The 25484-nt window shown below is 64.9% G+C and carries 24 protein-coding genes; 10 read left to right on the top strand and 14 right to left on the bottom strand.

What is annotated here, in order from left to right:
- Positions 1-238: 238 nt before the first annotated feature.
- The 5 genes from ACXAED_RS20450 to ACXAED_RS20430 all read right to left on the bottom strand — a co-directional run bounded on the left by ACXAED_RS20450 (position 239) and on the right by ACXAED_RS20430 (position 4829).
- Positions 239-919 carry a Hint domain-containing protein gene (locus ACXAED_RS20450; RefSeq protein WP_475052865.1) on the bottom strand — a complete coding sequence of 227 codons (681 nt, stop codon included), beginning with the start codon at positions 917-919 and terminating at the stop codon, positions 239-241.
- 388 nt (positions 920-1307) lie between these two features.
- Positions 1308-1862: a CvpA family protein gene (locus tag ACXAED_RS20445; RefSeq protein ID WP_475052863.1), complete on the bottom strand. Its 555-nt coding sequence runs from the start codon at positions 1860-1862 to the stop codon at positions 1308-1310.
- Positions 1863-1904: 42 nt separating this feature from the next.
- A complete protein-coding gene (radA, locus tag ACXAED_RS20440) occupies positions 1905-3266 on the bottom strand; it encodes a DNA repair protein RadA (protein ID WP_475052861.1) in 1362 nt (453 codons plus the stop codon).
- A gap of 186 nt (positions 3267-3452) precedes the next feature.
- On the bottom strand, positions 3453-4235 hold the full coding sequence (locus ACXAED_RS20435; RefSeq protein ID WP_475052859.1) for a DNA repair protein: 783 nt from the start codon (positions 4233-4235) through the stop codon (positions 3453-3455).
- A 153-nt stretch (positions 4236-4388) separates the two neighbouring features.
- Positions 4389-4829 (bottom strand): paraquat-inducible protein A, encoded by a 441-nt coding sequence (locus ACXAED_RS20430; RefSeq protein ID WP_475052858.1) that lies wholly within the window; start codon positions 4827-4829, stop codon positions 4389-4391.
- Between the two features lie 207 nt (positions 4830-5036).
- Between ACXAED_RS20430 and ACXAED_RS20425 the strand changes: the two genes are divergently transcribed.
- Positions 5037-5435: a DUF5071 domain-containing protein gene (locus ACXAED_RS20425; protein WP_475052855.1), complete on the top strand. Its 399-nt coding sequence runs from the start codon at positions 5037-5039 to the stop codon at positions 5433-5435.
- 8 nt (positions 5436-5443) lie between these two features.
- Here ACXAED_RS20425 and ACXAED_RS20420 read toward each other — a convergent pair whose 3' ends face one another.
- The 9 genes from ACXAED_RS20420 to ACXAED_RS20380 form a co-directional block, all read right to left on the bottom strand.
- On the bottom strand, positions 5444-6190 hold the full coding sequence (locus ACXAED_RS20420; RefSeq protein ID WP_475052854.1) for an ABC transporter ATP-binding protein: 747 nt from the start codon (positions 6188-6190) through the stop codon (positions 5444-5446).
- On the bottom strand, positions 6187-6969 hold the full coding sequence (locus tag ACXAED_RS20415) for an MlaE family ABC transporter permease (RefSeq protein WP_475052852.1): 783 nt from the start codon (positions 6967-6969) through the stop codon (positions 6187-6189). Before ACXAED_RS20415 ends, ACXAED_RS20420 begins: the two co-directional genes overlap by 4 nt.
- On the bottom strand, positions 6966-8003 hold the full coding sequence (alr, locus tag ACXAED_RS20410) for an alanine racemase (RefSeq protein ID WP_475052851.1): 1038 nt from the start codon (positions 8001-8003) through the stop codon (positions 6966-6968). Before alr ends, ACXAED_RS20415 begins: the two co-directional genes overlap by 4 nt.
- Positions 8004-8196: 193 nt before the next feature.
- Positions 8197-9720, bottom strand: coding sequence for a replicative DNA helicase (locus ACXAED_RS20405; RefSeq protein WP_475052850.1), 1524 nt, complete (start codon positions 9718-9720; stop codon positions 8197-8199).
- 320 nt (positions 9721-10040) lie between these two features.
- On the bottom strand, positions 10041-10721 hold the full coding sequence (locus ACXAED_RS20400) for an orotate phosphoribosyltransferase (protein ID WP_475052849.1): 681 nt from the start codon (positions 10719-10721) through the stop codon (positions 10041-10043).
- A 115-nt stretch (positions 10722-10836) separates the two neighbouring features.
- Entirely contained in the window at positions 10837-12195 is a 1359-nt protein-coding gene (locus ACXAED_RS20395) for a calcium-binding protein (protein WP_475052848.1), read from the bottom strand.
- 131 nt (positions 12196-12326) lie between these two features.
- Positions 12327-13367, bottom strand: coding sequence for a dihydroorotase (gene pyrC / locus ACXAED_RS20390; RefSeq protein WP_475052845.1), 1041 nt, complete (start codon positions 13365-13367; stop codon positions 12327-12329).
- 65 nt (positions 13368-13432) lie between these two features.
- The gene (locus tag ACXAED_RS20385; protein WP_475052843.1) at positions 13433-14389 is read right to left on the bottom strand and encodes a phosphoadenosine phosphosulfate reductase; all 957 of its coding nucleotides are present in this window, start codon (positions 14387-14389) and stop codon (positions 13433-13435) included.
- Positions 14390-14541: 152 nt separating this feature from the next.
- On the bottom strand, positions 14542-15606 hold the full coding sequence (locus tag ACXAED_RS20380) for a glycosyltransferase family 2 protein (RefSeq protein WP_475053167.1): 1065 nt from the start codon (positions 15604-15606) through the stop codon (positions 14542-14544).
- Positions 15607-15869: 263 nt separating this feature from the next.
- Between ACXAED_RS20380 and ACXAED_RS20375 the strand changes: the two genes are divergently transcribed.
- The 9 genes from ACXAED_RS20375 to ACXAED_RS20335 all read left to right on the top strand — a co-directional run bounded on the left by ACXAED_RS20375 (position 15870) and on the right by ACXAED_RS20335 (position 25471).
- Positions 15870-16778 carry an AAA family ATPase gene (locus ACXAED_RS20375; protein WP_475052841.1) on the top strand — a complete coding sequence of 303 codons (909 nt, stop codon included), beginning with the start codon at positions 15870-15872 and terminating at the stop codon, positions 16776-16778.
- Between the two features lie 61 nt (positions 16779-16839).
- The gene (locus ACXAED_RS20370; protein ID WP_475052839.1) at positions 16840-18090 is read left to right on the top strand and encodes a vWA domain-containing protein; all 1251 of its coding nucleotides are present in this window, start codon (positions 16840-16842) and stop codon (positions 18088-18090) included.
- 110 nt (positions 18091-18200) lie between these two features.
- The gene (locus tag ACXAED_RS20365) at positions 18201-18752 is read left to right on the top strand and encodes a YeeE/YedE thiosulfate transporter family protein (protein WP_475052837.1); all 552 of its coding nucleotides are present in this window, start codon (positions 18201-18203) and stop codon (positions 18750-18752) included.
- A 3-nt stretch (positions 18753-18755) separates the two neighbouring features.
- Complete coding sequence (locus ACXAED_RS20360) at positions 18756-19346, top strand: DUF6691 family protein (RefSeq protein ID WP_475052835.1); 591 nt, start codon at positions 18756-18758, stop codon at positions 19344-19346.
- A gap of 157 nt (positions 19347-19503) precedes the next feature.
- On the top strand, positions 19504-20484 hold the full coding sequence (locus tag ACXAED_RS20355) for an XdhC family protein (RefSeq protein WP_475052832.1): 981 nt from the start codon (positions 19504-19506) through the stop codon (positions 20482-20484).
- A complete protein-coding gene (locus tag ACXAED_RS20350) occupies positions 20481-21482 on the top strand; it encodes a molybdopterin-binding protein (RefSeq protein WP_475052830.1) in 1002 nt (333 codons plus the stop codon). The genes ACXAED_RS20355 and ACXAED_RS20350 overlap by 4 nt, the downstream gene beginning before the upstream one ends.
- Before the next feature lie 163 nt (positions 21483-21645).
- Positions 21646-22131 (top strand): (2Fe-2S)-binding protein, encoded by a 486-nt coding sequence (locus ACXAED_RS20345; RefSeq protein WP_421053542.1) that lies wholly within the window; start codon positions 21646-21648, stop codon positions 22129-22131.
- Between the two features lie 101 nt (positions 22132-22232).
- Positions 22233-24596 carry a xanthine dehydrogenase family protein molybdopterin-binding subunit gene (locus tag ACXAED_RS20340; protein WP_475052828.1) on the top strand — a complete coding sequence of 788 codons (2364 nt, stop codon included), beginning with the start codon at positions 22233-22235 and terminating at the stop codon, positions 24594-24596.
- 86 nt (positions 24597-24682) lie between these two features.
- Complete coding sequence (locus ACXAED_RS20335) at positions 24683-25471, top strand: FAD binding domain-containing protein (RefSeq protein WP_475052827.1); 789 nt, start codon at positions 24683-24685, stop codon at positions 25469-25471.
- The last annotated feature ends 13 nt before the right edge of the window (positions 25472-25484 follow it).

Below are 25484 nucleotides of genomic sequence, written 5' to 3'. Positions count from 1 at the left end.
CTTTGGTCTTCTAGGTGCGCCCGGGGTGATGCTGTCACACATCCGGATTTCGGGCAAATTTTTTTGAAAACATGCTGCCGGGCAGAACGTTCGTTCTGCTGGACCGGCCGCGAAGCGCGGTGATCGGCCGGTGGTGACGGGGGACGGAGAACGCTTGTTTCTGCGGCGAAGTGGCGGCGCAAAAGAAAAGGCCCGCAGGAAGGCGGGCCGGAGGTGGGGAGGGAAAAACGTTTCGGGATCAGGCTGCCAGAATGCGGTCCAGCAGATTGCCCAGCGGTGCGGGCAGGCGGGCGTCTTCGTCGCCCATGCCGGTTTCCGCAAGGGCGCGGCCCGCGTCGCTGGCCAGCACCTGGCGGGTCTCGGTCAGCGACAGCTGGTGGAAGGCGGAATCCTGGGCGTCATCACCGGCAGGCATCAGCATGCCGCTTTCGGCCCAGACCAGCTCTTCTTCCTCGAATTCAAAATGGATGCGGCCCAGGCGCTCAGGCGCTGCGGCAGCGATGCCCTTGTAGCCGGCCAGGGCGATCAGCTTGGTGACCACAACCGGCAGCCCGAACAGGCGCTCGGCGGTGTCCATCTCCAGCGCCACTTTCTGGTCGGAGGGCAGCATCAGGTCGGTGTCATTGCCCAGAGCGCCGGCAGGCACATGCATCAGGGTGGTCAGGCGCGGAACCGCGTGGCGGACCGATTTCACTTCCTGGGCGCCACCGTCGAAGGTGAACACCATGTCGCCGGGCTTTACGTCGCGGGCCTGTTTAAAGCCCTCTTCAGTCTCGACCAGGGTATCAGGCAGGAAGCCGCCGCTGCGGATGCGGGCGCGTTTCGGCGCCGGCTTGGCGGTTTCCGGCAGCAGATCGGTCCGCAGCAGCACATCAACCGGCAGGAAGTCGGCAAAGTGTGTGGTGTGATCCAGCTGCATCGTATCGTCCCTTCTGAGCTTCTATGGCCCGGCGTTTTGCCGTTGATGCCATGTGGCCCCCGAATTGGGACCAAATTGGGGCGAGCGTGCGGCTCCTTCCGGGATGGCGCAGTTTTCTGGGGACAAAACCGCGAATTTGCGCGGTATTGTTAACCTTTTGACGGTGCAGCGTGAGGATTTGTTAAGATTTAACCGCCGGATTGCGCTCGGAAGGGTTGTGCCGCAACTCGCGATTCCCGTTCGTTAACAGGGCGTTAACGCTCGATTGCGCTGTTAACCTTTGCAGCGCCCGGGCTGTGGATAAATGTGTGAATACATTGCGGCCAAAGCAAAACGGGCGCCCTTGAGGCGCCCGTGCGGTTCTGTTCCGGCGATGTCTGGCGGGCGGTTACTGGCCGCAGCTGCCGATCAGCGCCTCATACTGCTCGGTGACCCAGCCCAGGGCCTGCTCCGGATTGCGCTCCTCGATCTTGCCGATCATGCGCTCAAACACCACGGCAGAGCGGCTTTCGTCGACAACGGTAAAACTCTGCCCGGTCATCACCACGGCATAGAGGAAGAAGGCAATCGCCACCAGCAGGATGCCGCGCAGCACCCCAAAGAAGAAGCCCGCGCCCTGATCAACCCCGCCAAGCGCCGAGCGTTGCACCAGGGTGGAGAACAGCGGTGTAAAGAAGGAGACCACGATCAGCGCCAGTGCGAACACTGCCGCAAAGGCGGCGATGATCGACAATTCGCAGCTGTCCGCGATGAATTCGCCGGCAACCGGGATCTCCGCCATCAGCGGCTCCACCTGCGGCGCGAAGATGAAGGCCAGCACACCCGCGGCGATCCAGCCGGCAATGGCCATGGCTTCGCGCACGAACCCGCGCGAATAGGCCAGCAGCGCTGATACGACGATGACCAGGGCCACGACCCCGTCGATGATTGTGAAACCTTCCATGTCCCTCGCCCGTTTGCCTGCGATATCAAATTTTTTGCGACTTTAGCCGGCCCCGAAGAATTCGCCAACAAAACCGGCCAGGTCGCTGGACTTTCGCAAGTTCAGGCCGTTCACGGACACGGTTTTGCTGCCGCCAGGGGCAATCGCCGCCGTGAAACCAAGTTTTTGCGCCTCTTTCAACCGGTTTTCGGTCTGCGGCGCCGGGCGCAGGGCGCCAGATAGCGAAATTTCTCCGAAAACCGCGGTATCGGCGGGCAAAGCGACGTCTTCCCGCGCACTCAGCAGCGCCGCCGCCACTGCCAGGTCGGCGGCCGGTTCGGAAATCTTCATGCCGCCCGCGACGTTCAGATAGACATCCAGCCCGGCAAACGGAATGCCGCAGCGCGCCTCCAGCACCGCCAGGATCATCGCCAGCCGCGAGCTGTCCCAGCCGACCACAGCCCGGCGCGGCTGCGAATGCGGCGAAGGCGCAATCAGCGCCTGCATTTCGACCAGGACGGGCCGGGTGCCTTCGATGCCCGCAAACACCACCGAGCCGGGCGACGGCTCGCCGCGTTCGGACAGGAACAGGGCAGAGGGGTTCACAACCTCGCTGAGGCCGCCGCCGGTCATCTCGAAGACGCCGATCTCATCCGCCGGGCCAAAGCGGTTCTTGACCGCGCGCAGAATGCGGAACTGATGGCCGCGCTCGCCTTCGAAATAGAGGACGGTATCGACCATATGCTCGACCACACGGGGGCCTGCGATCTGGCCCTCTTTGGTGACATGGCCGACCATGATGACGGAAATGCCGTGCCGTTTGGCAAAGGTGGTCAGCTCATGCGCCGCCGCCCGCACCTGGCTGACGGACCCCGGCGCGCTGTCTACATGATCTGCCCACATGGTCTGGATCGAGTCGATGATCGCCAGCTGTGGTCTCTCGGCCTCCAGCGTGGTGAGGATATCGCGCAGGTTGGTCTCGGCCGCCAGCTGCACCGGCGCATCCGCCAGCCCCAGCCGCTGCGCCCGCATCCGCACCTGGGCCGAGGCTTCCTCGCCGCTGACATAGACGGTCTTGAGCCCCGCATGGGCAAACCGTGCCGCCGCCTGCAGCAAGAGGGTGGACTTGCCGATCCCTGGATCGCCGCCCACAAGAATGGCCGAGGCCGGCACCAGCCCGCCGCCCAGCACCCGATCCAGCTCTCCGACACCGCAGCAGGTGCGCGGCGGCGGGGTTTCCCGCGCAGACAGATCCGTCAGCTGGATTGTGCGCCCGCGCTTGACGCCCAAGGACTTCTTGGCAGGGCCGGACGACAGCCCCTGATCCTCGCTGATGGTGTTCCACTCGCCGCAGCCTTCGCAGCGGCCCGACCATTTGGAGAAGCTGGCCCCGCAGGCCGAGCAGGAGAAAGATTTTTTTGCCATGCCGGATCAGTGGCAGATGTTTCCCTTTTGTTCAAGAGGGCTGCGGGCGCTGCGGCGCAGGATGCGAGGCGCTGCCTCGCGCTCCGGGATATTTGCGGCCAGATGAAGACCGGATCCTTCATTTATCTGGCCTCAAGTATCCCGGGGGAGGCCCGGGAGGGCCGGGGGCAGCGCCCCCGATCCCAGTCAGTCTGCGCGCCGCGGCGGCTTCATCGCGACCACGCTGCTGCTTTCGGGATCGGTGCCGTCCGGCGGGCTTTGCAGCTGGGCCGACAGTTCCGGCAGCAGCTCGAACAGCTCCTCGCGCAGGCGGCCGAGGTGCGACTTTGCCAGTGATTCCTCGATTTCCACGTCCCGGGTCCATTGGCGCAGCTCGTGCATCACCATCTTAGCGTCCTCCAGCCGGGCCTGAAAGCCATCCAGTTCCTCCTGGCGCTGCTTCAGGAAGGTGCGGGCGCGCTCGACGTTGGCGTCCGAATAGGTACTGGCGAGGTCCTGGCTGACCTGGCTCATCTGCGCCGCCAGCTCCAGCACTTCAGGCTCCAGCTCGCCCAGGTCCGGGTGGTTGCGCATAAAGGCCAGCCGTTCCTTCACCGCGTCGAATTCGGACCGGGCGTTGAACAGCCCCTTGCGGTCGCCGGCATGGGCGGTGTGATAGGCGCGGGCGACATCCTCCATCTGCACGGTGAACTTGCGGTGCGAGTTCTCCAGCGCCAGCATGCGGCCGTTGGCGGGCAGAAAAAACGCCAGCATCAGGACCAGCGCAGTCAACGTGATCTGCGCCACCATGCCTGCCTGCGGGTAATAGGTCCCGTCCAGCCCCGCCTGCAGCGACAGCCAAGGCCAGACACCGGCGGCGGACAGCGCAGTCGCTATGACCGCGCCGAGGGCGGCAATGCAGATCAGCGCAAACGTGAGGCGCAGGAACAGCGCCTGGGATTTGAACAGGACAGTGTGAACGGCGGACATGAAAACCCCTCCATAATACCGAAACCACCCGGGGGCCGGTGGCAGGGGGGGGGCCTTGTCAGGCCGTCCACGGCGGCACCCACGGAACACAACAACGCGGTTCGTCGGCAAAATGTTGCACAAGAATCAAAATCTAGGCAACTATCCGCTGATTTATTTCTTCAATGCCTGAGGCGTATTTGCCATGCCCAGCACCAGCGAGGCCAGGATGCAGCCAGTAAAGAGATAGAGCCCCCAGGCGGTTTCGATGGTGGCGAGACCGATGCCTTTGGCCAGCGTGATATAGAGCGCGATCAGGAACACATCGGCCATCGCCAGCTTGCCCAGCACATGCAACACCGGCAGCAGCCGCGCATCCAGCAGGTTCCACTGCACCAGTGCCAGGCCGATGGTTTTGAGGTAGGGAGCAAAGATCGCAAAGAAGGTGACGATCAGCGCCAGCACCGCGTCGCTGCCCCACAGGGACTGCAGTCCTGTGATCACCGAAATTTCGCTGAGGCCGAAAATCGGCAGCAGCCCCGCCCGCATCAAGGGGGCAAACCATGCGACGGGGTATAGGATCAGCAGCGACAGGGTGAGGAGGCGGAGGGTCATGGCGGCTCTTTAGCAGGTCCGCCAAGACTTGCGGGTTCAGTGCGCGATTTGAAAGGGGGAAAACGCTGGCGGACCAATCAGCCGTGGCGCAGGCCTTGTGCCGGCTGCCTCCGGCGGAAGTATTTTCGCAAAGGCGAAATGATGAGGTGCTGTCAGCCGTTTGCCTGGGTGTTTCAGTCACAAGTGGAACTTGGTACATGCGTTTGCATGACACATTCTTTTCCTATTCCTCAGAACAAGTTTGATGTGCAGGCTGTCGAGTGTGCCTTGAACCTTGGCTCCCTGCCGGACAATGAAACCATTTCAGAGCTTTTCGAGTGGACGCAGGATGAAAACTGGCCGGTTGCCGGGCCGGTCGCAATACTGCTTTCGTCCTTCGGGAACAGCATTGCTCCAGTTCTCAGTGACATTCTCAACGGTGCCGACTCAACCTGGAAGCGTGCGTTGCTGAGAGGTTTAGTACTGCAACTTGAACGCGATACCTGGGTGCTTGTAGCGCCTGCCGTGCGGCGCTTGGTGGAGCAGCCCACTGATGAAGAGATCAGGGAAGACGTGAACAGTGCTGCGCAACAGGCGTTGGCGCAGCACTCAAAGATATCCGGCTGAGGCTTGGTCTACCTCACCGCCTCGATCGGCCCCTCGGCGCGGCCGTGGATGAACTGCTCCATGTAAGGGTCGCCCGAGTGGTCCATCTCAGCGACGGGGCCGGTCCATTGGATCACCCCGCCGTGCAGCATCGCCACGTTGTCGGCAATGGCGCGCACAGAGGTCATGTCGTGAGTAATGGTCATTGCGGTTGCGCCCATCTCCACCACGATCTCGCGGATCAGGTCGTTGATGACGCCGGACATGATCGGGTCCAGGCCGGTGGTCGGCTCGTCGAAAAAGATGATCTCCGGTTCCGCCGCAATCGCACGGGCGAGGCCGACGCGTTTCTGCATCCCGCCGGACAGCTCAGACGGGAAGAGGTCCGCCACTTTGGCCTTGAGCCCGACGCGGCGCAGTTTTTCGATGGCAATGGCGCGGGCTTCCTCCGTGGGGCGCTTCAGCGCGCCGCGCAAGAGGCGGAAGGCGACGTTCTGCCAGACCGGGAGCGAGTCAAACAGTGCGCCGCCCTGAAACAGCATCCCGAACCGTGCCAGGAACTTGTCGCGGTCACCGGAGCCTGCGGGCTTGCCATCGACATAGATTTCGCCGGAGTTGGGCTGGATCAGGCCCAGGATGCTTTTCAGAGCCACCGATTTGCCGGTGCCGGAACCGCCGATGATCACCATCGACGTGCCTTTGGGGATCTCCAGGGTCATGCCGTTCAGCACCTGGTTGTCGCCAAAGGCTTTGTGGACGTTTTCCATGCGGATCATAGCGAGAAGAACACCCCTGTGAGGACAAAGTTGGCGGCCAGGATCAGCACCGCGGCGGCCTCGACGGAGCCTTTGGTGGCGCGGCCCACGCCCTGGGCGCCGCGGCCCGACTGCATGCCGTAGTAACAGCCCATCATCGCCGCGATGGTGCCAAAGGCCGCGCCCTTGACCAGCGAGGAGATGATGTCGAGCGGCTCCAGGAAGTCGACCGTGTTCTTGAGGTAGGCTGCGGCGTTGAAGCCGAGGTTCTGCACGGCCACCGTATAGCCGCCCATGATGCCGATGATGTCGCCGACACCGACCAGCACCGGCACGGTGATCAGCGCCGCAAGCACGCGGGGCGCCACCAGGTATTTCATCGGATGGGTCGACAGCGTGACCAGCGCGTCGATCTGCTCGGTCACCTTCATGGTGGCGATCTCGGCGGCGATGGAAGACGTCACGCGCGCCGCGATCATCAGGCCGACCAGCACCGGCCCCAGCTCGCGCACCATGCCGATGGCGACGATCTGCGGCACCACGGCCTCGGCGTTGAAACGGGCGCCGCCGGCATATATCTGCAGCGCCAGCGCGCCGCCGGTGAAAATTGCGGTGAGGCCGACCACCGGCAGCGACAGCCAGCCGATGTTCAACAGCGCCTGCAGCAGTTCACGCGGGTAGTAGGGCGGGCGCAGCATATGGCTGAAGGCACCCAGCGCAAACAGCGCCGCGCGGCCGACTGCGGCCATTCCGGCCAGCGCGGTGCGGCCCAGCCGGGCCAGGAGACTGATGGGGTTCATTCCTGATAGGTCCGTGCGTAGCGGTGTCCGGTGGAGGTCAGGATCTCATAGCCGATGGTGCCGGCCGCGCCGGCCAGCATGTCGACGGTCTGACGCTCGTTAAGAATGGCCAGGGTATCCGGCACCTCTGCCAGACCGGTCACATCGACGGTGATCAGATCCATCGAGACCCGGCCCACCACGGGGCAGGGGGTGTCGCCGGCAAAGACCTGGATGCCGCCATTGCCCATCGCCCGGTGCAGGCCATCGGCGTAGCCTGCGGCCACCGTGGCGATGCGGCTGGGGCGTTCGGCCACCCAGGCATTGCCGTAACCGGCGGTCTCACCCGGCTCCAGGTCGCGCACCTGAATGACCGGCAAATCAAGATGCACCACCGGCACCGCATCCTTGAACGGCATCCCGCCATAGAGGCCGATGCCGGGGCGGCAGAGGTCGAAATGGTATTCGGAACCCAGCAGCATCCCGCCGGTCGCGGCCAGCGAGCGGGGAATATCCAGACCGTCCGTCATTTGGCGGAAGGTCTGCAGCTGGCGGGCGTTCATTTCGTGGCTCGGCTCATCGGCGCAGGCCAAGTGCGACATCAGCAGCACCGGGTTCTGGCCCAGGGCGATCTCAGCCACCGCGGCCCATTCGCCGTGCTCCATTCCCAGCCGGTTCATGCCGCTGTCCAGCTGCACCCCGAACGGGTGGCCGGGCAGGGTCTCGAAATGGCGCAGCATCTGGTCCAGCGAGTTCAGCATCGGCGTCAGCTTGAAGTCCTTCAGCAGCTTGGCGTCGCCCTCCATATGGCCGGAAAACACCGAGATGCCAGGGCCGGGCCCCAGCGCGCGGCGCAGCGCGCCGCCTTCCTCGGCCGCCGCCACAAAGAAATTGCGCGCGCCGGCCCTGGCCAGCGCCTTGCCCACGCGGCCTGCATCCAGGCCATACCCGTTCGCCTTGACCACCGCGGCAGTCTCGCAGCCAGTCAGCGCATCCAGATTCCGCCAGTTTGTGACCAGCGCATCCAGGTTGATTGTCAATCTTGCCGTGCTCATGCGGTGTTCTTGACACGGGGAGGGCGCAGGTCAAGGGGGAAAAACCGGAATGCTGGCGGAGGTTTGCCGTTGCCGGAATAATAAGCCCGGTCCTGCGGGGGGGCTGGACCGGGCTGGTGCGGATGTGAATGCAGGGTTTTGGCCCCGGTTCATCCGCACGGTAAAATCTGACTGCGCCGCGGGCGGGCCGGGCTCAGTATTCCTCCTGTCCCTGCTGCCAGGGTTTGGCGAGGTTGCCAAAGCGGGTGAACTGCGCCTCAAAGGACAGCTCCACCGTGCCGATGGGGCCGTGACGCTGCTTGCCGACGATCACCTCGGCCTTGGCGTGCAGCCGTTCCATCGCCTGCTTCCACTCTTCCATCTTCTCAAGCTCGTGGTCGCCGGGCTTTTCCCGTTCCTTGTAGTATTCCTCGCGGAACACGAACATCACCACGTCGGCGTCCTGTTCGATGGAGCCCGATTCCCGCAGGTCCGACAGCTGCGGACGCTTGTCCTCGCGGTTTTCCACCTGACGCGACAGCTGCGACAACGCGATCACCGGGATGTTCAATTCCTTGGCAATCGCCTTCATCCCCATCGAGATTTCGGCAATCTCGTTGACCCGGTTGTCCGACATGCCGCGGCACAGCTGCAGATAGTCGATCACCAGAAGGTCCAGCCCGTGCGTCCGCTTCAGGCGGCGCGCCCGTGCAGCCAGCTGCGAGATCGGGATCGCGGGCGTGTCGTCAATGAACAGCGGGCAGCTTTCCAGGTCCTTTGCCGCCTGCACAAAGCGGCGGAACTCGGACTCGGTCATGTCGCCCTGACGGATCTTGTGCGAGGAGATTTCCGACGCTTCCGCCAGAATACGCCCCGCCAGCTGCTCGGCGCTCATCTCAAGCGAGAAGAACCCGACCACGCCGCCATCCAGCGCGCCTTCCGATCCGTCGGGTTTCACCCCGCGTTTGTATGCCTTGGCGACGTTGAAGGCGATGTTGGTCGCCAGCGACGTCTTACCCATAGAGGGGCGGCCCGCAAGGATGAGGAGGTCCGAGGGATGCAGGCCGCCAAGTTGCTTGTCGAGGTCCATCAGGCCCGTCGAGATGCCGGCCATGCCGCCACCCCGCTGATACGCCTCGTTGGTCACATTGACCGCTTCTGTGACGGCCTTCAGGAATGACTTGAAACCGCTTTCCGTCTGGCCTTGCTCCGCCAGCTGGTAAAGCGACTGCTCTGCCTCAACGATCTGCTCTTTAGGTTCTGATGCCACGTCAACGCGGCGTGCCTTTTCTGCAATCGATTGGCCCAGGGCAATCAGCTCGCGCCGGATCGCCAGGTCGTAGATCATCTGCGCGTAATCCCGCACCGCAAAGGCAGAGATCGACGCGCCCGCGAGCTTGGCCAGATAGGCCGGCCCGCCAAGCTCCTTCAGCCCCTCGTGGTCCTCCAGGAACGCCTTCAGCGTCACCGGCGAGGCCAGCGCGTTCTTGGAGATCCGCGCCGCCGCCACCTCATAGATGCGGGCATGGACCGGGTCATAGAAATGCGACGAGTCGATGATCAGCGCGATCTTGTCGTAGACCTCATTGTTGGTCAGGATCGCACCCAAAAGCTGCTGTTCCGCCTCCACCGAATGGGGCAGCTCATTGTCCGGCATCGCGGCCTCCGGTGCCGCGGCGGGTTCGGGCATCGGGGCAGGCGGGGGCATGTCGCCGTCGAAAGGGGTAATCTCGTTCATCACTGCTCTCGTCTCTCGGGCCGCCTTATACGGTGCGCGGGGCCATTCGCCTATCTGGGAATCTTTGGGGATTCCCTGTGGATATCCGCACCGGGGCTGTGGGCTGTTTGCGGCATTGGGCCAGCAAGCCTGTCATATGCATGCTACATGATGCGGCGGGGCTTGGATAGACCCCTATATCTGCTCATCAACCCCTGCGGGAAACGATTCGAAGCGGGCTTTTCCACAGCCCGTCGTGTAACGCTTAACCTTGCGTTAAGCGGATCTTCGCACGCAGCGGGTCCGGCGGCGGGCTGGCGGGCAATTTGCCCGCCGTTGCCTCAATCTGCCTTGTGCGCTTCCTGCCAGGCGCGCGGATCCTTCAGGAAATTCTCCACCTCATCCAGCGTTTCAGAGCTGAAGGCGCCCTGCGCGCGCGCTTCGGCCAGCACGTCCCACCAGGTGCACAGGTAGTGCAGCTCCACGCCGTGATCGCCCAGCGTCTTGGTGGTTTCCGGGAAGATGTCGTAATAGAAGATCACCGCAGTGTGGCCGCAGGTGGCGCCGGTCTCGCGGATCGCATCCACAAACGACAGTTTGGAGCCGCCATCGGTGGTCAGGTCCTCCACCAGCAGCACCCGCTCGCCTTCGCTCATCGCGCCCTCGATGCGGGCGTTCTTGCCGTACCCTTTGGGTTTCTTGCGCACATAGGTCATCGGCAGCGCCAGCCGCTCTGCCACCAGCGCGGCAAAGGGGATGCCCGCGGTTTCACCGCCGGCGATGTTGTCGAACGCTTCAAAGCCCGCATTGCGCATCACGGTCACCGCCATGAAGTCCATCAGGGTGGAGCGGATGCGCGGAAAGGAGATCAGCTTGCGGCAGTCGATATAGCTGGGCGAGGGCAGGCCGGACGCCAGGGTATAGGGCGTCTCGGTATTAAAGTTCACCGCGCCGATTTCCAGCAGCATCCGGGCCGACAGGCGGGCGATTTCTTCTTTCGACGGGAAGGCAGAGGGGATCATGGCGGCAGGCATCCTTTGCGGCAGCGGTTTTGCTGTCCATAAACCGGAACGCCACCGGTTTGAAGCCCCGGAAAGGGGCGGCCCCCAAGTTCGCGGGAGCCGCACGCAGCAGGGGTCAGAAAATGAAATCGTTGCCCGACAGGTCAGCTATGCCGATCCCGTCCAGCGTGATCGTGTTGCCGTTGTTGTCGCTGATCACAGCATCGCCATCGCCGTTTTCGGACAGGTGGTTGTTCTTCAGATCGCGGAAGGACTTGATGCTGCTGACACCGTCCAGATCAATCTTTTCCTTGCGGCCCTTTGTCTGGAAATCGGACACGGTATCGTCGCCGAAGGCGCCCTTGAAAATGAACCGGTCGGCGCCGCCATCTCCAAACAGTTCGTCGTTGCCGCTGTCGCCGTTGATCTTGTCACGGCCGGCGCCGCCCAGGATAAGGTCGTCGCCTCCTTTGCCGGACAGGGTGTCATTGCCGCCTTCGCCCATCAGGCGGTTGCTGCCGCCATTGCCTGTGAGCTTATCCCCGCTGTCGGAACCGCGCGCGCGTTCGATGCTTCTCAGCGTGTCGCGGTCACCGAAACCGTCGATGGCAAAACCTTTGCTCAGGTTCACGGTAACCCCATCCTCGCCGCCATAGCGTTCGTCGCGGTCATAGCGGACCTCGTCCTTGCCCTTGCCGCCCTGGATGGTGTCGTTGCCTTCCAGCCCGCGGAAGTAGTTGGCTTTTCCGTTGCCGGTCAGCTTATCGTCATGGGCCGAGCCGCGCAGCATCTCGATGCTTTTCAGCGTGTCGGTCCTGCCCCAGCCGTCCGTCGCGGTGCCCTTGCCCAGATGCGCAATGACACCGCTGGGGTCCCAGGTGAACGCGACCTGGTCAAAGCCGCCGCTGCCGCCGTTGTAAGTGTCGCGCCCGTCGGAGCTGACGAAATAGTCGTCGCCGGCACCGCCTTTATAGCTGTCACGGCCCGGTGTGCCGTAGAATTCGTCGTCTTCGGTGGACCCGGTGGTGGCCAGCGACGACCACGCGATGACCTGGCCCGGCGCCAGTGCCCCGGTGGGGTCGGCGATGCCGGAGATGGTGTCGTCGAAGGCATTCCAATCCGCCGGTGAGCTCACTTGCGGCAGCGCGGCCCCGTCAATCACAAGATAAAATTCTGTGTCGGTGTTCTCGCCGGTTTCCAGGCTGACACCCAGGACCACGCTTGTGCCGCCGGACCAGGTAACCCGCGTCATCAGCGTCTCGTCGGACAGGGCGTCGAAACCAAGGTTGTCCAGGTTGACGCCGCCGGCAATCGCCTGAAGGACATCGTCATTCATTTCGATATAGGCAACGCCGTCGTCGTCACGACCGATAATGGAATAGGTGAAGGTCGAGCTGGCATCCGGAACCGTCACCTGCACTTCGATGTTGCTGACCGACGATGGTTCGCCGTCCACAAAATCGACCCGCGCGCCACTGAACGTAAAAGTTGTCATAACATTGCCCCTTACCGGTATAAGCCAGCGGCCGCCGCTGGCGGAAATCAATAGCCCGAAACTTGAGGGGGACTGCTGATTCCCGGCAAGGCGAAGGGGACAGAAAGTTTACTGTTGGTTAACAAGTGTTGCTATTCGGCACGCCAGTACACGTCAAAGCCCGGATCGAACACGGTGACAGGCCCGTCGCCGCTTTCGATCTTCTCCGGAAACGCCACGGCGGCGTCCGACTTGGTCAGGGTCAGCGTCTGATCGCTCACCGGCAGGCCGTAAAACGCCGGGCCATTCTCTGAGGCAAAGCCCGCCAGCTTGTCCAGCGCGCCTTCTTCCTCGAACACGTGCGCCAGCAGGGACATGGTGTTGGTGGCGGTGAAACAGCCCGCACAGCCGCAGGCGCTTTCCTTGTTCGGGTCGGTGTGCGGCGCCGAGTTGGTGCCCAGGAAATAGCGCTTGTCGCCCGAGGTGGCAGCAGCGCGCAGCGCCAGGCGGTGCTCTTCGCGCTTGGCCACCGGCAGGCAGTAGTAGTGCGGCTTGATGCCGCCCACCAGGATGTGGTTGCGGTTGATGATCAGGTGGTGCGTGGTGATGGTCGCGCCCAGATCCTTGTCCTGGCTGGCCACATAGTCGGCGGCGTTCCTGGTGGTGATATGCTCCATCACCACCCGCAGGCCGGGGGTGGACCGGCGGATCGGATCCAGCACCCGGTCGATGAACACCGCCTCGCGGTCGAAGATGTCGATGTCGTGGTCGGTGACCTCGCCGTGAGTGCACAGCGGCAGGCCGATCTCAGCCATTTTCTCCAGCACCGGGCGCACCTTGTCGAAGTCGCGCACGCCGGACGCCGAATTGGTGGTCGCCCCCGCCGGGTACAGCTTTACCGCCTTGACCAGCCCGCTGGCATGGGCTGCGGCCACATCTTCAGGATCGGTGTCCTCGGTCAGATACAGCGTCATCAGCGGCTCAAACGCCATGCCTTCGGGCAGCGCCGCCAGGATGCGGCCGCGGTAGGCGGCGGCCTGATCCCCGGTCACCACCGGCGGCACCAGGTTCGGCATGATGATGGCGCGGCCGAAATGGCGGGCGGTTTCGGGCAGCACGGCCTGCAGCATTGCGCCGTCGCGCAGATGCAGGTGCCAGTCGTCGGGGCGGGGGATGGTCAGCGTGTCGGTCATGCGCCCGCGTTAGCACATGACCGCACGGAAACAAAGCGGCTGAATGCGCGCCTGCCGGGTCCGCTTCAGCGTTTTGGGGGAATGGTGAAGCCGCCGGCCTCCGCGCGCTTTTCCAGCTCCTGCAGGCGGCGGCGGAACCGGGGCGCGCGCATCCGCTCAGTCACGTTGCGGCACATCAGCGCCATCAGGCACGGGCGGTTCTCCCGCTCCAGCCGTCCCAGCAGGTTGCGCAGGTAAAAGGAGTTGTTGCGGCGGCTGCGGAACAGTTTGTAAAAAGCCGCCCCGGTCAGCTTGCGGCTGCCGGCCAGCGACAGGATGTGATAGAGCATCTCCATCTCGATCAGCCGGGTCTGCACTGCATCGCCCATGTGGGATGCGCGCAGCCGCGTCACGTTCTTGCGGGCAAACAGTGCCGCGTGCATGGCGTCCAGCCGCTCCTGCGGATCATAGATCACATAGGCCTGATCCGCCGCATCCAACATATCCGGCGCATAGCCGTAGCGGTCGGTAAAGGACAGGCGCCGCATTTCGGCAAACCGGTCGTCCCATTCGGTCATCCGCGGATCCAGCGTTGCCTGCGGCTGCACCGCCACCACCACAGCTCCGGGGGATGCCACCGAATAGGCCGCTGCCGCATAACCGCAGGGGCCCGCGCCGTAAAAGATCACATTGTCGAACTCGTCGAAAAAGCCGTCGTCGATCAGCTGATCGAAAAACCCGTAGATGAGGTCGTCGCGGAACCAGGTGTCGCCGTCGGAGACCACGCACATATGCGACCAGCCCAGGTTCTTCACCAGGTCAAAACCCAGCGGCTGTGCCTGATCGGACAGGTTGTGGATGCCCTGCATGGTCTCGAAGGTCACCAGCAGCGTGTTGCCCTGATCGATGAAGGTGGCGAAATGCCGGTCGCCGAGCGGCTGATACATGCCATGCTCTTCGGCCAGCTCCGCCATCCGGGCCTTCCACTGGGCCGGCTTCAGCCCGGAAAGGTCTTCATCCAGATTTTCAAGTCCGTCCTGCATGCCTGCTATCCTCTGTGCCCTTCCAGAAACAGTCCGGGCCTGATGTTCGCAGTAACAGTTAGGAGGGAAATAAGGCTAAAATTGGAAAAACTCCTGCCTCATTAAGGCGTTGCGGCGTCCTTTCGGCGGCCTTCAGCAACGCTGCCGGCGGCTCAGCTGCCGTCCTGGGGCGGCAGCCCCGCGGACGGACCCTGAAGGGCAAACTCCCGCAGCAGCCGCGCCGCTGCCGGGCTCACCGCGCGCGAGGGCGGCGTCATCAGAAGCCGGGCAAACAGCGCGCGGCTGGGCTCCTGCTGCATCAGGGCTGCAAACCGGGCATGGCGCCATTCCACCGCTTTGGCATGCAGCCGCGCCAGCTCCGGGTCGCTCAGCAGGCTGGACTGCAGCTCCGCCCGCGCCGCGCCGCAGCGGGCGATGGAGGTGTCTGTGTCCGTGCAATAATTGCGCTCGACCCAGTAATCCATGCCCAGCTCCGCCTGCCGGTTGACCCGGCCGCGGTCGGCCTTCAGCACATAGCTTTCCATGGCGCCCAGCGGATAATGGTTCAGCTGCGCCAGCCGCCCGTTGGGCTGGCCGTAATCGGAAAACAGCCGCTTGGTCTTGAACGCCTCGCCCAGCTCGCGCCCCTCGCAATCGAACCAGCGGTAGCCCTCCAGCCGCGCCGTGTCCTTGACATCGCGCGGCCGGTGGACGCCGCATTTCCGGTAGGTGCCGTCATTGCGGTAAAGCGTCTTGAACATCACCGCCCGCCAGGGCCAGTGGATCACCTCCGGCGCGCAGCGGGTGAACTGTTCGGTGACCGGCATATCCTCGTAACGCACGATCCCGGCATTGCCGAACAGCCGCCAGGTCAGCGTCACCGCATCCGCCTCCGGCAGCGCCGCCAGCAGGTCCGCCACCGTGCCGCCGCCGGTCTTGATGCAAACGAACTCGTCGATATCCAGCACCAGGATCCAATCGGCCTGTTTCACCAGCGGATGCCGGTCCGCCTGCTTCAGTGCGGTAAACTGGATGCCGCCCTTGTCATAAGGCCCTTCGTTGCGCAGGTGGGTAAGCTGCCCCAGCTCCTGCAGCCGGTCCAGTATCTTGGCCGTCCCGTCCTGGCAGTTGTTTGAAAACACCAGGAAATCGGTAAATCCGGCGGCCCGGTGGTGGGCCAGCCATTCCAGCAGAAAGGCGGCTTCGTTGCGCACGCAGAGGATGGCCAGAACCCGCATCCGTCTCAGCCCCCCCCGGATGGCCGCAGCGGTTCGGGCAGGCTGGCGGGACAGCTTGTGCGGGGCGTTGCGCATGGCGTGCTTCTCGGTCCTCGTAACCCGCGCCCGGGTCAGCGCATCTCTGCGTGGAAGTTTTAACCGCCCGGACGGGATTTACAACTCTCCGGCCGCCCGGGCCGGCGCCGCCGCCGCAGCGTCTCCGCGCCGCGCGGCTTGACCGGGGCCGCCCCGCGTGGCCTGTTGGGCGGGCAAAGGGGGTCAGCATGCAGCAGGCGCAGTCAATCGATCAGGTTCAGCAGATACTCTCCGGCCAGGGCTATGTCTGCGGCCGGGCGCTGGCCACGGTGGTGTTCCTGTCGCTGAAACTGGGCCGCCCGCTGTTCCTGGAGGGCGAGGCCGGCACCGGCAAGACCGAGATCGCCAAGGCACTGGCCGCGGGCCTGGGCCGCCGCCTGATCCGGCTGCAATGCTACGAAGGGCTGGACGCCGCCAGCGCCGTCTACGAGTGGAACTTCGCCGCCCAGATGGTCGCCATCCGCACCGCAGAAGCTGCGGGCGCTGCCGACCGCGCCGCGCTGCAAAACGAACTCTTTTCCGCTGATTACCTGATCGAACGCCCGCTCTTGCAGGCGATGCGCCCGGATGAACGCGGCGCGCCGGTGCTGCTGATCGACGAGCTCGACCGCACCGATGAGCCGTTTGAGGCTTTCCTGCTGGAAGCGCTCTCCGATTTCCAGGTGACGATCCCGGAACTCGGCACCATCCACGCCCCGGAGCCGCCCATCGTGGTGCTCACTTCCAACCGCACGCGCGAAGTGCACGACGCGCTGAAACGCCGTTGCCTCTACCACTGGGTCGACTACCCTGACTTCAGCCGCGAGGTGGAAATCCTGAACGCCCGTGCCCCCGAGGCCAGCCAGCAGCTTAGCCGCGAAATCGTCGCCTTCGTGCAGGCGCTGCGCACCGAGGACCTGTTCAAGAAGCCGGGTGTGGCGGAAACCATCGACTGGGCCAATTGCCTGCTGGCGCTCGACGTGATCGCCCTCAGCCCCGAGGTCATCGCCGACACTCTAGGCGCCATCCTCAAGTACCAGGACGACATCGCCCGCCTGCAGGGCTCCGAGGCCAAGCGCATCCTGGATCAGGCAAGGGCCGGCCTGGACGCGGCCTGATGTTTCATCTTTCCCGAAATACTCCGGGGGTATGGGGGCAGAGCCCCCATGAAACACGGTAGTGCCCGACTATCCGCCGCTCCCCTTGCCGGACAACCCCAAGCTGGTCCGCAACATCACCCATTTCGCCCGCGCCTTGCGCAAGGCGGGGCTGCCGATCGGGCCGGGCCGGGTGCTGGACGCGGTGCAGGCAGTGGCCGCCGCAGGCTTCACCAGCCGCGAGGATTTCTACTGGGCGCTGCACGCCTGTTTCGTCACCAAGCCGGAGCAGCGGCTGGTCTTCGCCCAGGTCTTCCGCCTGTTCTGGCGCGACCCCAGATACCTTGAGCAGATGATGGCCGCGATGCTGCCCGCGATCCGCGGCGTGCAGGAGGAACGCGCGGCGAAACCAGCCGAAAAACGCGCCGCCGAGGCGCTGCTGGACGGGATGCTGGAGCCGCCCGGCACCCCGGCGGAGGAGCCAGAGGGTACCGAAATCGACATCGACGCCTCCCGTACAGCTACGGCAGAGGAGCGCCTGAAAACCCTCGATTTCGAGCAGATGAGCACGGCCGAGATTGCCGCCGCCAAACGCATCCTGGCGCAGCTGCAGCTGCCGGTGACGCCGATCCAGTCCCGCCGCCTGATGGCCTCTCCGCAGGGGCGCCGGGCAGACTGGCGCCGCACCCTGCGCAAGGCCGCGCGGCAGGGCGGCGACTTGCAAACCATCGCCCGCGCCAAACGCCGGATCCGCTGGCCCAACCTGGTGGTGCTCTGCGACATCTCCGGCTCGATGAGCCAGTACAGCCGTATCATCCTGCATTTCCTGCACGCCGCCGCCAACGCCAAGGGCGCAGGCTGGGCCAGGGTGCATGGCTTCACCTTCGGCACAAGGCTCACCAATATCACCCGCCACCTGCACCAGCGCGATGTCGACGCGGCGCTGGCGGCGGCGGGGGCTGAGGCGCAGGACTGGGAGGGCGGCACCCGCATCGGCGACTGCCTGCACGCCTTCAACCGCGACTGGTCGCGGCGGGTGATGGGGCAGGGGGCGGTAGTGCTCTTGATCTCCGACGGGCTGGACCGCGGCGACCCGGAGGCATTGGCGCGCGAGATGCAGCGGCTGCAGCTCTCCTCGCGCCGCCTGATCTGGCTGAATCCCCTGCTGCGCTGGGATGGCTTCGCGCCCAAGGCGCAGGGCATCCGTGCCATGCTGCCTTATACCGACAGCTTCCGCGCCGGCCACTCCATCGCCTCGCTGGAGGAGCTGGCCCAGGTGATCTCCAGCCCTGCGGATGCGGGCGAAAAGGCCCGTTTGATGGCGCTGCTGTGACCCGGCGTAAATGAATTCCAAATTCAGAATGTGACTTGATCTGAATCAATCCGCACCTTATCGCTCCAATATATTCTGAAAATAGAATGTAACGTGCGAAAGGAGCTAACATGCCACTCAACTGGAAAGCCGGGGGGCTCCTGCTGGGGCTGGTGTTCTTCCTGGCGGTGCTGCTGGTCAAACCCATCGGGGTGTCGACCCAGTTTGTGATCCTCGACGGCATCATCGCCGACGCCGTGAACCCGCAGCTGGTGACGGAAACCGCCGAAGGCTACACCTCCACCAACGCCTATCTGGCGAAATCGGATGGCAAATACGCGAAATCCGTCGCCAATCCGCTCAACTACAGCTTTGTATTCGTGCTGGCGATGGCGCTGGGCGGGCTGCTGTCGGCCAAGCTGCGCGGCGGCATCACGGGGGCTGAGCGCAGCGTGCACGCCCTGTGGCGCGCCAACTTCGGGGACAGCACCGCGAAACGCTATGCCGCGGCCTTCCTCGGCGGCTTCATAGTGCTGTATGGCGCGCGGCTGGCGGGCGGCTGCACCTCGGGCCACATGATGTCCGGCATGATGCAGACCGCACTGTCGGGCTACATCTTTGCCGCCGGCGCCTTTGCCGCCGCGATCCCCGTCTCGCTGATGCTGTTCAAGAAGGAGGCCTGAGCCATGACTACCATTATCCTGGCAATCGTGATCGGCGCCGCCTTTGGCGCGGTGCTGGACCGGATCGGGGCCTCCAACCCCAACTACATCGGCAAGATGCTGAACCTCACCAATCTGAACCTGGCGAAATCCATCCTGCTGGCGATCGGCACCGGCTCGGTCCTGATGTTCGGCGGCCAGATGGCGGGGCTGGTCGATGTCGGCCACATGTCGGTCAAGGCCGCCTATGCCGGTGTCTTCATCGGCGGGCTGATGCTGGGCGCGGGCTGGGCGCTGGCGGGCTATTGCCCCGGCACCGGCGTGGTCGCCGCCGCCTCGGGCCGCAAGGACGCGCTGTTCTTCATCGCGGGCGGCCTGCTGGGCGCGGCGGCCTACATGGTCACCTACCCGGCGTGGAAGGCCAGCGGCCTGCTGGACAGCTTCGCGGGCGGCAAGGTGACCCTGGGCTTTGTTCCGGGTGCCAAATACGAAGGCCTGATGGCGCTGCCCGGTGATCTGCTGGGCATCATCCTGGGCCTTGGATTCATCGCATTGGCCTTTGCCCTGCCGGAACGGCTGGTGCCGCAGAAAGCGGCCGCGCAGCCCGCGGAATAACCCGCGCGCAGGGCAACAGGGGAGCGCCCGCCGGGGATGGCGGGCGCTTTCCGGTCTTCCGCCCGTCTTTTGCGGGCGCTTCGCGCTTGAAACTTCCCCTGCCAGCGCCGAGGTTTAAAGGCAGCCGCCGCCCTGGCGGTCCGGGGAGAGACGCAAGATGCAGCACACCGCCCAATTTGAGAACGCGCCGGAAACCGCGCTGGATTGGCACAAGGCAGGCGCAGGCGCCGTATTGGCCACCGTGGTGCAGACCTGGGGTTCGGCCCCGCGCCGCACCGGCTCGCAGCTGGTGGTCTCCGGCGATGGCAGGATCGAAGGCTCCGTCTCCGGCGGCTGCGTCGAAGGCGCAGTGGTGGTCGAGGCGCAGGAAGCGCTGGCAGACGGCAAGCACCGGCTCCTGGAATTCGGCGTCAGCGACGAGGACGCCTTTGCCGTCGGCCTCGCCTGCGGCGGCACCATCAAGGTGCTGGTGGAGCCGGTCGGCTCCGCGCTGCCCGCGGAGATGCTTGAGGAGCTGGTTCAGGCCCGCGCCGCCCGCACGCCTGTTGCCTGTGAAGTAAACCTCACCACCGGCGCGCGGCAACTTCTGCGCGGCGCATACCCCGACCGGATGCGCATGGACCGCTCTGGCTTGGAGGACGATGGCGAGACCTTCGTGGCTGTTCACAACCCGCCTCTGCGGCTGGTCTGTGTCGGCGCGGTCCACATCGCGCAGGCCCTGGTGCCGATGGCGCGGATCGCGGGGTATGATCCGGTGATCATCGACCCCCGCGCGGCCTTCGCGTCGCCGGAACGCTTCCCCGGCGAGACCCTGATGGACGACTGGCCGGACGAGGCGGTGCAAAAGCTGGGCCTCGATACCCGCACCGCGCTGGTGCTGCTGACCCACGACCCCAAACTGGACGACCCGGCCTTGCACGCGGGGCTGGCTGCAGACGTGTTCTACATCGGCGCGCTGGGCTCCAAGAAGACCCACGCCGCACGCGTCGCCCGGATGCAGGAAGCCGGCATTACCGAAGAACAGATCAGCCGCATCCACGGCCCCATCGGCCTCGACATCGGCGCCGCCGGTCCAGCGGAAATCGCCGTCTCGATCCTCGCGGAAATGACCGCCGTCCTGCGCGGCAAGCAGCCATGAGGTTTGGCCCGGTTCCCCTGAAGGACGCCGAAGGCGCCATCCTCGCGCACTCGCTGCAAGGCGCCACTCGCAAGGTCGCCAAGGGCACGGTGCTGACTGGTGAAGACCTCGCAGAGCTTGCTGCGGCGGGCCATGAGACGCTGACCGCCGCGCGGCTCGACCCCGCCGACATGAATGAGGACGCTGCCGCCGAGGCGCTGGCACACGCACTGGTGCCGGATCCGTCCGCGCAGGGCATCCGGATTTCCGGCGCGGGCACCGGGCGGGTGAACCTGTACACCACAGGCGCCGGGGTCGTGCGGCTGGACCGCGCCAAGCTGGAGGCGGTCAACGCGGTGGACCCGATGATCACCGTCGCCACCGTGCCGGACTATCACCGCGCCGACGCGGGGGGGATGCTGGCAACGATAAAGATCATCTCCTATGGCGTGCCCGCCGACGCCATCCGCCGCGCCAGCGAGGGCGCCGGGGACGCGATCCGGGTGCTGCCGCCGGTGCTGTCCTCCGCCACGCTGATCGAAACCACGGTGAGCAAGGACACGCCCCCCGACAAGGGCCGCGCCGCAATGGCGGGCCGGTTGCACCGGATGGGCCTCAGCCTGTCGGCGCGGGTGGTGGTGCCGCACCGCGAGGATGCGCTGGCTGAGGCCATCACCCAGGCGCCGGGGCAGCTGGTGCTGGTGCTGACAGGCTCCGCCACCTCCGACCCGCACGACGTGGCGCCGCAGGCTGTGCGCAACGCGGGCGGCACAGTGACCCGCTTCGGCATGCCGGTGGACCCCGGCAATCTGCTGTTTCTTGGCAAATACCAGACCAAGCCGGTGATCGGCCTGCCGGGCTGCGCCCGCTCTCCCGCACTCAACGGCGCCGACTGGGTGCTGGAGCGGGTGATCTGCGGCATTCCTGTCACCTCTGCCGATATCGCCGCGATGGGTGTTGGCGGGCTGCTCAAGGAAATTCCAACCCGCCCGATGCCGCGCCGCGACGCAGAAGGCTGACGCCGCAGCGCAGCGCGGGATTTGTGACGCAGGGTCACAACCTTGGGTAAGCGCTTCTGACGCGAAATTTACCCTCTGCCCCCCTGTTAAAACACTTCGCGGATGGCGCGGCCCGTGCTTAACTCCCCCCAGCCAGACAAAAACAAGCTAAAGGGAGGGTACTATGGCCAAGGTCTCCATGACCGTGAATGGCAAGGCTGCCAGCGGCGAGGTTGAAGGGCGCACGCTGCTGTCCTCATTCCTTCGGGAAGAGCTCGGGCTGACCGGCACCCATGTGGGCTGCGACACCAGCCAGTGCGGCGCCTGCGTCGTGCATGTGGACGGCAAGGCGGTGAAAGCCTGCACCATGCTGGCGCTTGAGGCCGAAGGCGCAGAGGTTGCCACCATCGAAGGGCAGGCCAACGCCGACGGCTCGCTGAACACGATCCAGCAGGCGTTCCAGGACCATCACGGTCTGCAATGCGGTTTCTGCACGCCGGGCATGGTGATGTCGGCGGCAGCGCTGCTGAAGGACAACCCCAAGCCCAGCGAACAGGAAATCCGCGACTATCTCGAGGGCAACCTGTGCCGCTGCACCGGCTACCACAACATCGTCAAGGCGATCATGGCGGCCTCGGGGCAGGACGTGTCCTCCATCGCGGCGGAGTGACAGGAAGACCCCAGGCCGGCACCCGGCCTGAGCTGAACAAGGAGTGAGTTACCAAGAGGTGCGCCGGACAGGCAGCACCCTCCAGGGAGGAAAGACCAGACATGCCCAAGGATAACGGCATCGGCGCCAGCCCCAAGCGGCGCGAGGACGTGCGGTTCCTGACAGGAGCCGGGAATTACACCGACGACATCAACGTGAACGGCCAGGCCTACGTGCATTTCCTGCGCGCGGATGTGGCCCATGCGACCATCAATTCCATCGACACATCAGCAGCGGCCGAGATGCCCGGTGTGGTGAAGATCTTCACCGGCGCCGATTTCGCCGAGGTCGGCGGCATCCCCTGCGGCTGGGGCGTCACCGACCGCCACGGCAACCCGCAGCAGGAGCCGCGCCACCCGATCATTGCGCACGGCACCATCCGCCACGTGGGCGAGATCGTCGCCGCCGTGGTCGCCGACACGCTTGAGCAGGCCCGCGACGCGGCCGAGGCCATCGAGCTGGACCTGAGCGACAAGCCCGCCGTGGTCAACATGGCCGCTGCGCTGGCCGAGGATGCCACCAAGGTGCATGAGGATCTGACCTCAAACCTCTGTTATGACTGGGTGTTCGGGAACGACGACGACGACGCGGTGCAGGCGGCCTTTGACAGCGCCGCCCATGTGACCACGCTGGAGCTGGTCAACAACCGCCTGGTCGCCAACCCGATGGAGCCGCGTGTGGCCATCGGCGACTACAACCGCGGGGCGGATGAATACACGCTCCACACCACCAGCCAGAACCCGCATGTGATCCGCCTCCTGATGTGTGCCTTCGTGCTGGGCCTGCCGGAGCACAAGGTGCGGGTGATCGCGCCGGATGTGGGCGGCGGTTTCGGCTCCAAGATCTTCCACTATGCCGAGGAAGCCTTCTGCACCTTCGCCGCCAAGGCCTGCGGGCGGGCGGTCAAATGGACCTCGACAAGGGCCGAGGCGTTCATCTCCGACGCCCACGGCCGCGATCATGTGACCAAGATCGAGCTGGCGCTGGACGGCGACAATAACTTCACCGCGCTGCGCACCAATACGATGGCCAACATGGGCGCATATCTGTCCACCTTCTCCACCTCGGTGCCCAGCTACCTGCATGGCACCCTGATGGCCGGGAACTACAAGACGCCGATCGTGCAAGTGAACGTCAAGACCGTGTTCACCAACACGGTGCCCGTCGATGCCTACCGCGGCGCCGGCCGGCCGGAGGCGACCTATCAGCTGGAGCGCGTCATCGACAAGGCCGCGCGCGAGCTGGGCGCCGACCCGATTGCGCTGCGCCGCCAGAACTTCATCACCGAGTTTCCCTATGAAACCCCGGTGGCGCTCACTTATGACACCGGCGATTACGTGGCGACCATGGACAAGCTGGAACAGGTCGCCGACGTGGCAGGCTTCGCCGCCCGGCGTGCGGAAAGCGAGAAGAACGGCAAGCTGCGCGGCTTTGGCGTCAACTGCTATATCGAGGCCTGCGGCATCGCGCCCTCCAACATCGTCGGCATGCTGGGCGCCCGTGCGGGGCTTTACGATGCCGCCACGGTGCGGGTCAATGCCACCGGCTCCATCAGCGTGATGGTCGGGGCGCATGCGCACGGGCAGGGGCATGAAACCACCTTCCCGCAGGTCGTCGCCGACATGATCGGCATTGATGAGAGCATGGTCGACATCGTGCATGGCGACACCGGGCGGGTGCCGTTCGGCATGGGCACTTACGGCTCGCGCTCCATCGCGGTCTGCGGCTCGGCCATGGTGCGCGCGACCGAGAAGATCATCGCCAAGGCCAAGAAGATCGCCGCCCACCTGATGGAGGCCTCCGACGCCGATATCGAGCTGAAGGACGGCCAGTTCACCGTTGCGGGCACCGACAAGTCCGTCGCCTGGGGCGATGTCTGTCTGACGGCCTATGTCCCCCACAACTACCCGCTGGAAGAGCTGGAGCCGGGGCTGGAGGAGACCGCGTTCTATGATCCGGCCAACTTCACCTATCCGGCCGGCGCCTATGCCTGCGAGGTGGAGGTTGATCCCGACACCGGCAAGGTCACCATCGAACGCTTCGCAGCGGCCGATGACTTCGGCAATATCATCAACCCGATGATCGTCGACGGCCAGGTCCACGGCGGGCTGGGGCAGGGCATCGGCCAGGCGCTGCTGGAGAATGCGGCCTATGACGAGGACGGCCAGCTGCTGTCGGCCTCCTTCATGGATTACGCGATGCCCCGGGCTGACGACGTGCCGTTCTACCAGGTGGACCACTCCTGCCAGACCCCCTGCACCCACAATCCTCTGGGCGTGAAGGGCTGCGGCGAGGCCGGTGCGATTGGCTCGCCGCCGGCGGTGGTCAACGCGGTGATCGACGCGCTGCAATCGGGCGGCAAGAACGTCACCCATATCGACATGCCGCTGTCGCCCGCGCGTGTTTGGGCGGCGATGAATGGGTAAGGGTTCATGGGGGCTCTGCCCCCATACCCCCGGAGTATTTTCGGAAAGATGAAAGCCGGTCAGCCGGTTTTCGGAAAGGATACGCGATGTATGAATTCGAATTCGAGAAACCCTCGACCGTCGCTGAGGCCGTGGCCGCGCTGGCGGATGAGGACGCGCAGGCGCTCGGCGGCGGGCAGACGCTGATCCCGACGCTGAAGCAGCGGCTGGCGATGCCGTCGAAACTGGTGAGCCTCAGCGGCATTCCGCAGCTGAAGGAGCTGAGCGACAACGGCGGCATGCTGACCATCGGCGGCGCCGTCACCCATGGCGAAGTGGCAGAGGCCGCGGCGGGCAGCTATCCGGCGCTGGCTGATCTGGCCAGCCACATCGGCGACCCGGCGGTCCGCAACCGCGGCACCATCGGCGGCTCGCTGGCCAACAACGACCCGGCCGCCTGCTATCCGGCGGCGGCGCTGGGCAGCGGCGCCACCATCGTGACCAACACCCGCGAGATCACCTCTGACGACTATTTCCGCGGCCTGTTCGAGACGGCGCTGGAGGAGGGCGAGATCATCACCGCGGTGCGGTTCCCGGTGCCGGAAAAGGCCAATTACCAGAAATTCCTGCAACCCGCCTCGCGCTTTGCGCTGGTGGGCGTGTTTGTTGCCAAATACGCCGCCGGGGTGCGGGTGGCGGTGACTGGTGCTTCGGAGGAGGGCGTGTTCCGCTGGAACGAGGCCGAGGCGGCGCTGGATGCCGATTTCGCGCCGGACGCGCTGGACGGGCTGAGCGTGGATGCCGGCGGCATGATCGGGGACCTGCATGGCACCAAGGAATACCGCGCCCATCTGGTTGGAGTGATGGCCAAGCGGGCCGTGGCCGCGGCGGGCTGATCGGCCATGGCCA

The sequence above is a fragment of the Leisingera sp. ABM4_103 genome, from assembly GCF_056158685.1.
Note: the sequence above shows the minus strand (reverse complement) of the source record. Positions and strands in the feature narration are given on the sequence as shown.